This window comes from Rhizobium sp. ERR 1071 (genome assembly GCF_007828675.1).
GTDB classification, from domain to species: domain Bacteria; phylum Pseudomonadota; class Alphaproteobacteria; order Rhizobiales; family Rhizobiaceae; genus Rhizobium; species Rhizobium dioscoreae.
The window spans coordinates 532,690-543,805 of record NZ_VITM01000005.1 but is presented as its reverse complement, the minus strand read 5'-3'; the positions used below and the strand labels follow the sequence as shown (position 1 = coordinate 543,805).

The following is an 11,116-nucleotide window of genomic DNA, read 5'->3' as shown; positions in this document are numbered from 1 at the left end:
GACCTTCTTCCATCACTTGGTGTCCACCTATTTTGGTGGACACCTCATGCCAAAGCTCACTCAATTGCAGAAGGTGCGGGGAAAATCGCGCTTACCGATACTCGGTTGAAATCGTGGCTATTCACCATCATGCGCAACACATTCTGCACAAAGTTCCGCATCGCCAAACGCGAGGCTCCGGGTAACAAAAAATGCATATCAGACGTTGGCGTCGCACCAGCGTCGCAGGAATGGACAGTCCGTGCAAAGGAACTGCAGCGGGCGTGCAACCGCCTACCGGAACACTATCGGATAGTGCTGGAGTATGTGGTGATCGAAGGCCGCTCCTACGAAGATGCCGCCACGAAGTTCGGTTGTGCGATTGGCACCGTAAAAAGTCGCATCAACCGAGCTCGTCAGCAGCTCGCGGAGCAGCTTGATGAGGACCTTTACTGAGATTCCGGTTCTCAGACATCCAGCCGTCGCGCACCGAACAGCGCCATGGCGATATGCTCGATATCATCAACTTTTTCGCGTAGGACGAAGCCGGGAAATTGCGGAGGCGGGTTATCCGCTATGGCAAATACGTAGGGAAGCCCAACTTCCTCAAGCGCTTCAGCCATCGCATACGCAAGATCTGGATCAAGCCGAATGTCGATAATCGCGGCATCCACCTGATTGCTTTCGATCAAATCGAGAGCGTGGGGGACATCGGTCATCGGGCCGATCAGAATAGCTCCCAATGAACATAACTTCCGGCTTGTCCGTTCTGTAAGGAAATAGTCGTCCTCGACGATCAAGAGCCGTTTGCCGGAAAACATTTTACTATACGCAGGTGTCGAATCGCTCATTGGCCAGCCTAGCTCAGGTTATGCGATCATAGTTCGCTCTGCGTGAATTCAAAGTGAATGCGAAGCCGGTCGTCGCGCATCAACGCGGCCGAGCGAGCTGTGCGGTCAGAAGATTACCTTCAAGCCAGCAAAGATCCATGTGTCGAATGAAGTGGGGGGACAAAGCCTTTCGAACTGTATGTCCGCTTTTTTGACATAGAGATCAAATTGAGCGCGGCGGCACGCCGTGGACAACCATGAAGCCCCAATGGCGCGGGACGTGATACTCGTCTGCTTTGAGGCACACTGTCGAACATGTTGCCTCGACCTGACGGAGGGGAAATGACATCCAGCCCTCCCAGTTCATCGGCGGCGGTTCACACCGCCGTCAAATGGGGTGCAAGATCTGAATGCGACACTTTATTTTACATGCCGTTAGGGCGCGGACCAAATAGCGCTTGTGCGATCTTCTCCAATTCGAACGGCTTTTCGTTCAATAAAAATCCCTTGAACGACGCGGGCACGATGGAAGGATCATATCCAGTAGCAAAGATGAATGCGACATTGAGCTCCTGTAGTCTCTCCGCAACTGGGAACACCAGTTCTCCGTCGAGATATATATCGAGAATAGCAACATCTATCTTCTCGTCATCAATCAGTTCCAGAGCAACGTCAACACGACCGGTGGGGCCAATGACGGTCGCTCCCAACTTCTTGAGCTGGCGGCGCGTTTCGTCGGCCAGCAAATACTCATCTTCAACGATGAGTACCCGCTTGCCCGCAAACATCTTGCTGTAGCTGCGAACCATGATATCGCTTCCACGTCAGGACCAAGACGACCTACAAACTCCTTGCCTGACTGTACAGTGTTTTGAACCGCCTCGGCCTCCATTTCCTCCCAACTTCCAGGGCTACGGAAGGTTGCCTCAAAACCTGCATTTATCAGTAAGTAGCCGGCGGTACCGCCTGCGCTGCTTCGCACCAATGGTGACGACACCGGCGAAACTGGTCCAGAGCATGCGGCGAATGCTGGCCGAGGCGTTTTGAACATCCTCGGACGTGTAACTGAAGTCAATTGCAATAGTGCGCGGCCGCCGATCCCAGCACGGTCATTCACCCGTTGAACGAGATCTCCGTTTTGAGACGGTGGGCAATTCAAGAAGGATCGCCCTTGATTCAGGAACCGCGGCGAGACAGTCTGTCTGGAAGATCTTGCGCTGCTGGCGGACCAAAAGCCTTGGGTTTTCGCGCCTGAAGCCGAGCGTGATCTGCGCGGCATTTTATCCGCACGGTATCGGTTCGATATTTATCTCCATTCAGGAACAAATCCCGCTCATGAGGGTTCGACCGCCGGAGGGAAGTCAACGCCGGTCCCTCCTGGCTCGCAAATCCGCTGGCGAGCCGCCTCCTGAGGCGCGTCATGAATTCAAAGGCCGCTGGGCTGGATTGGATTCATGGCGCGTCTGGTGGGAGACGCCAATCGCGATCGTGCGGTCAGCGGCTTTTCTTCATACTATTGGGATTGATCCAGGGCATGGGGCGAGGGCTGACCGGGCCGTTGTGGCTCATGTCGATGAAAGAAAAGGGCTCCCGCGACAAGTACGCAGCCGATAAGCACCGCCAATATGATATAGGCAATCAGAGCACCGAATTTTCCCTTTTCGAAGACGGCCATGACTGCACTTCCCTGTGCTAGAAACCAGCGTTTCACATCCAAACCTCCTTCCGACTCGAAAGTTCCTTTTTCAAATCAGGCTTTGCGGATGTCGGAAATTTGCAACAGTCGAACATCTCCCCAAATCGATACCGGCGAGGGTGCGCCAGTATCCCATCGGTTGCCCGGTCGTGAACTCCGGCCGCCAAATTTTAGTTGCCTGGGAACATCGCCGCAGGCCGACTGTTTGGCGCAGGATCGAGATGTTGGAGGAACCGATGAAAGCACTGACCTGGCACGGCAAGCATGACATACGGTGCGAGAGTGTTCCCGATCCTCGGTTAGACGATGAACGCGACATCATCATAAAGGTAACCGCGTGCGCCATCTGCGGTTCCGACCTCCATCTCTATGATGGCGTGATGCCCGCCATGGAAAGCGGTGATATCATCGGCCATGAAACCATGGGGGAGGTCGTTGAGGTCGGCAAAGGGATCTCGAGGTTAGCCGTCGGAGACCGCGTGGTCGTTCCCTTCACGATCGCCTGCGGCGAATGCTTCTTTTGCCAGCGCGGTTTCTTCTCAGGTTGCGAGCGGACAAATCCCGATCGTTCGAAGGTAACGAAGCTTTGGGGAAATTCGCCAGCCGGCCTGTTCGGCTATTCTCACCTCCTTGGCGGCTACAGCGGCGGTCAGGCCGAATATCTGCGCGTTCCCCATGGCGACGTCGGGCCAGCCAAGGTTCCAAATGGGCTGGATGACGAACAGGTGCTGTTTCTCTCCGATATCTTCCCGACCGGTTATATGGCGGCGGAATTCTGCAGTATTCAGCAAGGCGATACGATCGCGATCTGGGGATGTGGCCCGGTAGGTCAAATGGCCATTCGATCGGCTTTCCTGCTAGGTGCTGAACGCGTTATCGCCATCGATACCGTTCCAGCGCGTCTTTTGCTGGCTGAAGCTGGCGGCGCTGAGACGGTCAATTTCCTGGAAGAAGATGTCTATGACCGCATCATGGAAATGACCCGAGGACGTGGTGCCGATGCATGTATTGACGCGGTGGGAACCGAGGCCGAGGCTTCCGCCAGTTGGGATTCCAGATGGGATCGCATCAAGGTGGCGACCTTCATGGGTACGGACCGGCCCCACGTCTTGCGCCAGGCCATCCATTGTTGCCGCAACTTCGGCACCGTATCGATCGTCGGCGTTTATGGCGGATATCTTGACAAGATTCCAATGGGATCGGCGATCAATAGAGGCCTGACCTTCAAGATGGCGCAGACGCCGGTGCAACATTACCTGCCCATGTTGATGGACGTATCGAAAAGGGCGAAATCGATCCTTCCTTCGTCGTTACCCACCGCGGGACCCTGGAAGATGGGCCCGACCTTTACAAGCTTTTTCGCGACAAACAGGACGGTTGCGTGAAAGTCGTGCTCAAACCTTGAGAAGGAGCAGGCTTATGGCCAAACGGGCTTTGGAAAAAGGACTGGCTGTCATCACTGGCGCCTCTAGCGGCATCGGTTATGAACTGGCGGCCTGCGCCGCCGCGGAAGGTTACAATCTCATCGTGGCGGCCGACGAGAGCGAGGTCGAAACCGCGGCCGCGCAGCTCAGAAAGTTTGGCGGCGCGGTGCAAGCGGTGCAGACCGATCTTTCGACACCATCCGGGGTCGACACGCTTTTGGCGAACATCGCCGCGACCGGTCGGCCCGTCGATTTGCTCATGGCAAATGCCGGACAGGGGTTGGGCCGGCAATTTCTCGATCAAGACTTTACCCGCGTCAGAAAGGTCATTGATACCAATATCGTCGGAACCGTGTATCTGATCCAGCACATCGGAAATCAGATGAGAAGCCGCGGCAATGGCCGCATTCTGCTGACCGGCTCGATTGCCGGGTTCCTGCCAGGCGCTTACCAGGCGATCTACAATGGAACCAAGGCCTTTATCAATAGCTTCTCCTTCGCTCTGCGCGAAGAATTGAAGGGTACCGGCGTGTCGGTCAGTTGCCTGATGCCTGGGGCAACGGACACGAATTTCTTTAAGCGGGCCGACTTGATGGACACGGAAATTGGCCACGCCAAGAAGGATAATCCCGCGGAAGTCGCCCGGATCGGCTTCGATGCGATGATGGACGGTGAAGCGGATGTCGTGAGCGGCTGGAAGAACAAGCTGCAAGCCGCGGTGGCGAACATAACACCGGCCAGCATCTTGGCGCACCAGCATGCAAAAACGGCCCGCCCGGGCTCGGCCGAAAATTAATCAGCGTCCATGAGGTCCGACAAGCAAGCGAGGTATTCGTAATGGCCAAGTCGAACAATAATCCAGGCGGAAAAAAGAGGGGAGATCCCACTCAGGACGCCAAAGGTCAGTATCGAAAGCTGTTGCATAGCAGTCAGAGTGACGGTGTCGCGAGTGCCAAGCCAAGGGTCATTACCGGTTCCAGCGATGCAACCGTAAACAAGACCCCACCAGGATCGGCAGAACCCGAAAAGGACTGGGATCTCAATTATGATCCGCGTGACATGAACGAGGGCAAATATCGCGGCTGAATTCCTGTTTGCTGGATGATGGCGGGATGAAAACCTGGCTGCATTTGTGCATCGACATGCAATGCATGTTCTTTGAACCAACACCCTGGCAGGTGCCCTGGATGGCCCGCACGCTGGATCAGGTTGTGGAGGTGGTGGGGCGATTTCCCGAGCGGACGATTTTCACGCGCTTCATGCCACCAACACAGCCGGACATCATGCCAGGCAAATGGCGGACCTATTACGAGAAATGGGACATGATGACCGCCAGCAAGCTGCCTCAAGAGTTGATGGACGTGCTTCCAGTCTTTCGAGCCTTGACACCGCCGGCGCGCATATTTGACAAATTCACCTATTCGCCGTGGGTGGATGGTCGTCTCCATCAGATATTGTCCCGTCAAGGCGTCGACACTCTGGTCATAAGCGGGGGAGAGACGGACGTCTGCGTCCTGGCCGCGGTACTTGGCGCCATCGATCTCGGTTATGGCGTTATCATCCTGAGGGATGCCGTCTGCAGTGGTGATGACGATGCGCACGACGCAGCGCTTACGCTGTTTGAAAGGCTATTTTCGGTACAGGCCAAAATTGTGACGGTCGAAGAGTTTCTGTCTGCGGAATGATAACGGTGACGGCTAGCTCGACCCCCTGCGCATGAGCCAGCATAAATACAGAAGGATTTCCCATGATCGATCGCCGACCGGATTCATTGAGGACATGGTCCATTCGGGAACTCCGCGGCTCCGGCGCAGTTGGATGTCGGTATCTGCGAAAGGGCTCTCCGATGACAAAAGAGGACATCAGAAAGGCTGCCTATGCCAGGTGGGAAATGGAGGGAAAGCCGAATGGGCAGGAATTGCGCCATTGGTTGGATGCGGAACGTGAGCTAAGGGCCCGTGACGAAGATCTCCCGAAAACATCGTCTGATGACCATCATGCCGGCGTGGTGCCGGAGTCGGAGGATGAAACCCGCCCAGCTCCCACGTCGTCGGATGCCATTCCCTCACAAGAAGCCAAGCCAGGGAGATTCAAGCCAGGAGAGCTTGCCTCCGAGAACAAGTGAGATGGCTTACTTCTTCTAATCGGTCGAACGCTTGACCGTGCTTCGCGCCAACGAGAGGAGCCTTGATGCGCGTTCTTTTCATGTTTACGGCCTGTCTCGTCGGGCTAATCGGCATCACCCTTGCGTGCCTTGGCGCATGGCTATTCATACTCGGCGGCACTTCCTATTATCTGATAGCTGGTATCATCCTTTTGTGTATTGCGGTGCTGTTGTCCAGGGGAAGCGTCTTCGGTCCATGGCTTTACACGTTATTGCTGATCGGGACGCTGGCATGGGCTCTGACCGAATCCGTTTTTGATGGCTGGGCGCTTATCCCGAGACTGGTCGCTCCGGCGGTTCTTGGCTTATGGATCTGGTCCCCTTGGATTGCCGGTCGCATCGAGCGCTTGGCAAGGGCAAGAATGATCCTCGTCACCAATCTCGTTTTTTCATTGGCGATCCTGATCTTCGTCTTTGGCTCTGGTTATCGGATCAGCGAAGCCAGGACCATCAGTTTCGGCGATCCCGCCCGCTGGAAGGTCATGGATGGAGATCACAGCGATGCTGGTTCAGCAGGCGATTGGGCCTACTACGGAGGCACGCCAGCGGGAGACCGGTATTCGTCTCTCGACAAAATCACGCCTGACAATGTCAATCTCTTGCAACAGGCTTGGTCGTTTTCGACGGGCGACAAGCCGAGGCCGGGTGAGAATTCCAAAGGCAGGGAGTTCAGCTTTGAAGCGACCCCGATAAAGGTTGAAAATAGCCTTTATTTCTGCACGCCGCATCGCGAGGTTATCGCGCTCGATGCAACGACGGGACAGCTGAAATGGCGTTATGATCCGGGCGGCGACATGTCGCACAATGTCTATCAAGCTTGCCGCGGGGTTTCATATTACGACGCCTCGTCCGTGGCATCCGCGGGACCATGCGCGCACCGCATAATCTCGACGGCATCGGATCTTCCAAGGCTGTTCGAACTTGATGCCGATACGGGCAAGCCCTGCGAACAGTTCGGTGAGCGGGGGACGGTCGATTTGCGCGATCACATGGGGCCGGTTCCGCCAGGGTTTCATTTCATTTCGTCGCCGCCGCTTGTCCTGAACGGGCGTATAGTTCTGGGAGGATGGGTCTATGACAATCAGACCGTCGGCGAGCCTTCGGGCGTGATACGCGCCTTTGACGCAAACACGGGGCGACTTGCATGGTCTTGGGACATGGGGAAGAATCCCGCTAACAGGCCGTTGGGTGCAGATGAAACCTATACACGTGGAACGCCGAACGGCTGGGGCGTCTATACGGCCGATCCAAAGCTCAATCTCGTCTTCGTGCCCCTGGGTAACGCAACTCCGGACTATTTCGGAGGGCAGCGCAGATCTTTCGACGACCACTACTCAAGCTCGCTGGTGGCGCTGGACCTTACCACCGGGCAGGAGAGGTGGCATTTTCAAACCGTGCATCATGATCTCTGGGACTTCGATCTTCCCGTGGGGCCATCGCTTGTCGATCTCCCCGACGATAGGGGCGGCAGTATCCCGGCGCTTGTTCAAACCAGCAAACAAGGCCAGCTTTTTCTTCTTGACCGCCGCGATGGCCATCCTTTGGCCCAGGTCGACGAGCGGCCGGTACCGCCGGGCGATATACCGGGCGAACGCTATTCGCCCACACAACCCTTCTCGACCGGCATGCCGCAATTGCTCGCGCCCAAGCTTCGAGAAGCGGATATGTGGGGTGCAACTCCCATCGATCAGCTTCTCTGCCGGATCTCCTTTCGGCGGATGCGGGACGACGGTTTGTTTACGCCGCCAGGATTGAAACCGACCATCGGCTGGCCAGCCTTCGACGGGACCTCCGATTGGTATGGCGCGACGGTCGATCCGGAACGCAAACTCTTGTTTATCAATACGACATTCATGCCGTTTCAACTGCAGATGCTGCCCTATGCGTCTGCTCTCGCCAAAGGGCTCTTCGCGCCATGGGGCGGATGGAAGCAGCCATATCCGCAGCCTGACTTCCAAAATAATCCCGAGCATGGCACGCCTTTTTCCATTGTCGTCAAAGCTTGGCTCGGTGTGCTTGACATTCCTTGTACCCGCCCGCCTTGGGGTCAGATGCAGGCGATCGATTTGTTGACAAGAAAGGTCGCATGGCAGCGTCCCCTTGGAACGACAGAGGATATGGGGCCGTTTGGACTGCGCCTGCCCTTTGGTCTGCCCACGGGAATATTCAGCATGGGCGGGAGTGTTGCGACACGTAGCGGCTTGATCTTCATCGCCGCAACGACGGATCAATATATCCGCGCGCTCGATGGCAAGACGGGAAAGGTCGTCTGGCAGTTTCACCTGCCGGCAGGTGGAAACGCCACCCCCTTGACCTATCTCGGCTCGGACGGAAGACAATATGTCGTCGTTGCAGCTGGTGGGCACGGCGGCTTGCAGTCGCGCAACGGTGACGACATCGTGGCTTTTACGTTGCCGCATCGCTAGGTCAGTAAGCAATTTTCCGTTCAGGGCGGTGCTGACAGCAATTTTCCTGGAATGAGACGGGAACCAATCTTCAGGCCGTCCGTTCGGGAGGAGCCAAGGAAGATCTCAAGAAGAAGCCAGAGGAGAAAACATCACGCGCAAAAGACCGGCACATCGGCGCGCTGCTTCAAAATGATCTTTTCTCAAAATGTTGGAGGACTCCAAATGGCATCCGAGAAGACTTTGAATGATCTCTTTCTGGAAACATTGAAAGACATCTACTATGCCGAGAAGCAGATTCTAAGGGCATTGCCAAAGATGGCACGCGCGGCACATGCCGAGGAGGGCAAACAAGGTTTCCTTCATCACCGCGACGAAACCCAGGGCCACGTGGAACGCTTGGAGCAGGTATTCGAGCTGCTTGGAAAGCCAGCGCGCGGAAAGACCTGCGAAGCAATCCAGGGCATTATCGCCGAGGCCGACGAGATTATCGAGGAATTCAAGGGCACGCCGGCGCTCGATGCCGGTCTTATCTCTTCGGCGCAGGCCGTCGAGCACTACGAAATTGCCCGCTACGGCACGCTTATTGAATGGGCCAAGCAACTCGGTCTGAAGGATGCCGTCACTCTCCTGCAGCAGACGCTGGAGGAAGAAAAGGCGACGGATCAGAAACTAACGAAACTCGCCGAGACGGCGGCCAATGCGAAGGCCAGAAAGGCCGCATGAAACATGGTTGCCTTTGATCTTTGGTGCGTTGCGGAAGCAGCGCACCGTCAGGGGACGCCCTGGTCACGAATATGCTTCGTGCGACAGCGTTGAAGGGAGCTTGTCGGTTTCGATATCATGCCGACCCATGGGCCGGTAAGTTAGAGGTGTCATGTCAAACCGCCGACCCCATCTTGCGCGACTTGCCGCGCATATAGAGACCATCGCCGCCGGAGAGATGGCCGAGCAATACGGCGCGTTATGCTTTCGGCATCGCGACGATAATTCGCGTGAAGTGCTGCTTATCACCACACGGGAGACCAAACGATGGATGATCCCGAAGGGATGGCCGATTAAAGGGCTTGATGGTGGTCAGGTGGCGCGACGCGAAGCCTGGGAAGAGGCAGGCGTCAAGGGCAAGGTCAAAAAGGGGATATTCGGATATTTCACATATTTGAAGATGCTGGCTGACAGGCAGACGATACCGTCAGTGGTGGAAGTTCACCTGCTTGAAGTCCAAAAACAATGTGGAAAGTTTCCTGAAAGTGGGCAGCGGACAATCGAATGGATGATGCCGGAAGAGGCAGCCCGCCGTGTGCGCGAACCTGAACTGAAGGGGCTATTGATGCGCTTTGTGCTGGAGGAAACAAGGCCTACGGAGACGGATTAAGCAATAGCCGTGGGCATCGTCTCACGCGACCATGCAATTTCACCGTGGGCCAATCTAATACGCCTTGGTTCAGGCCGGGGTCGAATCCTTCTCCTCCTCATCGCGACCAATCGCAAGCTTGCGCCACTTCTTGGCAGTTTTCGTGGCGGCGCCATGGCCTGGCGGCATCGTCAATCATCGCCTTTTTGTTTCAGTGCGTCGGATACGCGACGCTTGCGTGGATGATCGATATTTTCGCCGTGGGCATCGCGCGCTTTTTCACCTCCATCCTTGGCCGGTAGGTATCCAGCCGGCTTTGATCCAGCCGGTCCTTCCCATCGCGGCGATTGATCCGTCGTTCCTGGCGCGCCTTCACGAGGTTGCTGATGTTTCATAGCGGGGCCTCCTCTGGGATGTATTTTGCGGCGATAGCGCCAAAGACGATCCGCCTTCGTCTTAAAAACTGCCGGTATCCCGCATTGTTCCAGGCAAACGGGATGGAATGCACCATCTGCGGCCGACACTACAGATGGTGGAACTTTCAACCCCGGTTTTCGTTTGACCCCATTGCGAGGGCGAATTCAGGGGAATTCCGTGGCGCAGATCTTTACGGCATCGGCTGATACGAGGCTGCGCGCATCTCTGCTCGTTGCCGCCATCCTGATATTCCTGATCGTCCTGTTTGTCGGCGGATACGCGAGTTCCAGCTATGGCACCCTGGTCGGCTGGGTGCAGGATCAGCCGGTTCCCTTCAGCCATGAGCATCACGTCGGAGGTCTCGGTATCGACTGTCGGTATTGTCACACCTCCGTCGAGACAAGCGCCCGCGCAGGACTGCCGGCGACACATATCTGCATGAGCTGCCACTCGCAAATCTGGACCGGTGCCAGCATGCTGGCGCCGGTCCGACACAGCCTCGCGGCCAACGTGCCGCTCACATGGAACCGCGTCAGCCGGTTACCCGACTATGTCTACTTCAACCATTCGATTCATGTCGCTCGCGGCGTTGCCTGCGTGACGTGCCACGGGCGGGTTGATCGGATGCCGTTGATGTCGCGCGCGCAGCCCTTCCGGATGCAGTGGTGCCTGGATTGCCACCGAAATCCGGCGCCCAATCTGCGCCCGCCCGATCAGGTGACGCGCATAGACTGGTCCGACTGGGACGCCAATCCCGAGCAGCACAAGGATTTCGGCGCGCAGGTGGTGAAAGCCTATGGCATCGAACCTAGGAAACTCATCCAATGCAACATCTGTCACAGGTGAT

General features: G+C 56.4%; 12 protein-coding genes and 1 pseudogene. 10 read left to right on the top strand and 3 right to left on the bottom strand.

Translation table 11 applies throughout. From position 1 onward, the window contains the following. On the top strand, positions 1 to 435 hold a 435-nt coding region (locus FBZ99_RS20865; protein WP_145634670.1), incomplete at its 5' end, for a sigma factor-like helix-turn-helix DNA-binding protein. 11 nt (positions 436 to 446) lie between these two features. Here FBZ99_RS20865 and FBZ99_RS20860 read toward each other — a convergent pair. Both FBZ99_RS20860 and FBZ99_RS20855 read right to left on the bottom strand, forming a co-directional pair. Beyond that, positions 447 to 830 (bottom strand): response regulator, encoded by a 384-nt coding sequence (locus FBZ99_RS20860; protein WP_113388618.1) that lies wholly within the window; start codon positions 828 to 830, stop codon positions 447 to 449. 404 nt (positions 831 to 1,234) lie between these two features. After that, the gene (locus tag FBZ99_RS20855; RefSeq protein ID WP_173004554.1) at positions 1,235 to 1,618 is read right to left on the bottom strand and encodes a response regulator; all 384 of its coding nucleotides are present in this window, start codon (positions 1,616 to 1,618) and stop codon (positions 1,235 to 1,237) included. Between the two features lie 1,123 nt (positions 1,619 to 2,741). On the opposite strand from FBZ99_RS20855, the pseudogene FBZ99_RS20845 reads away from it, so the two are divergent. From FBZ99_RS20845 to FBZ99_RS20810, 8 genes and pseudogenes are all read left to right on the top strand, one after another. Then, positions 2,742 to 3,910, top strand: a pseudogene (locus FBZ99_RS20845) (zinc-dependent alcohol dehydrogenase). A 14-nt stretch (positions 3,911 to 3,924) separates the two neighbouring features. Next, complete coding sequence (locus tag FBZ99_RS20840) at positions 3,925 to 4,725, top strand: SDR family NAD(P)-dependent oxidoreductase (RefSeq protein WP_145634666.1); 801 nt, start codon at positions 3,925 to 3,927, stop codon at positions 4,723 to 4,725. A gap of 41 nt (positions 4,726 to 4,766) precedes the next feature. After that, positions 4,767 to 5,015, top strand: coding sequence for a hypothetical protein (locus tag FBZ99_RS20835; protein ID WP_145634663.1), 249 nt, complete (start codon positions 4,767 to 4,769; stop codon positions 5,013 to 5,015). A 26-nt stretch (positions 5,016 to 5,041) separates the two neighbouring features. Then, positions 5,042 to 5,614 carry a cysteine hydrolase family protein gene (locus tag FBZ99_RS20830; protein ID WP_145634661.1) on the top strand — a complete coding sequence of 191 codons (573 nt, stop codon included), beginning with the start codon at positions 5,042 to 5,044 and terminating at the stop codon, positions 5,612 to 5,614. Positions 5,615 to 5,775: 161 nt separating this feature from the next. Next, positions 5,776 to 6,054, top strand: a complete 279-nt coding sequence (locus FBZ99_RS20825; RefSeq protein ID WP_113388624.1) for a DUF2934 domain-containing protein — start codon at positions 5,776 to 5,778, stop codon at positions 6,052 to 6,054. Positions 6,055 to 6,119: 65 nt separating this feature from the next. Further along, complete coding sequence (locus FBZ99_RS20820) at positions 6,120 to 8,519, top strand: membrane-bound PQQ-dependent dehydrogenase, glucose/quinate/shikimate family (RefSeq protein WP_145634658.1); 2,400 nt, start codon at positions 6,120 to 6,122, stop codon at positions 8,517 to 8,519. A gap of 204 nt (positions 8,520 to 8,723) precedes the next feature. Then, positions 8,724 to 9,224: a YciE/YciF ferroxidase family protein gene (locus FBZ99_RS20815; RefSeq protein ID WP_113396531.1), complete on the top strand. Its 501-nt coding sequence runs from the start codon at positions 8,724 to 8,726 to the stop codon at positions 9,222 to 9,224. Positions 9,225 to 9,441: 217 nt separating this feature from the next. Continuing rightward, the gene (locus tag FBZ99_RS20810; protein WP_246661158.1) at positions 9,442 to 9,873 is read left to right on the top strand and encodes an NUDIX hydrolase; all 432 of its coding nucleotides are present in this window, start codon (positions 9,442 to 9,444) and stop codon (positions 9,871 to 9,873) included. Positions 9,874 to 10,043: 170 nt separating this feature from the next. Here FBZ99_RS20810 and FBZ99_RS20805 read toward each other — a convergent pair whose 3' ends face one another. Next, positions 10,044 to 10,247 carry a hypothetical protein gene (locus FBZ99_RS20805; RefSeq protein ID WP_069614275.1) on the bottom strand — a complete coding sequence of 68 codons (204 nt, stop codon included), beginning with the start codon at positions 10,245 to 10,247 and terminating at the stop codon, positions 10,044 to 10,046. A gap of 199 nt (positions 10,248 to 10,446) precedes the next feature. On the opposite strand from FBZ99_RS20805, the gene FBZ99_RS20800 reads away from it, so the two are divergent. Further along, entirely contained in the window at positions 10,447 to 11,115 is a 669-nt protein-coding gene (locus FBZ99_RS20800) for a cytochrome c3 family protein (protein ID WP_145634656.1), read from the top strand. The last annotated feature ends 1 nt before the right edge of the window (position 11,116 follow it).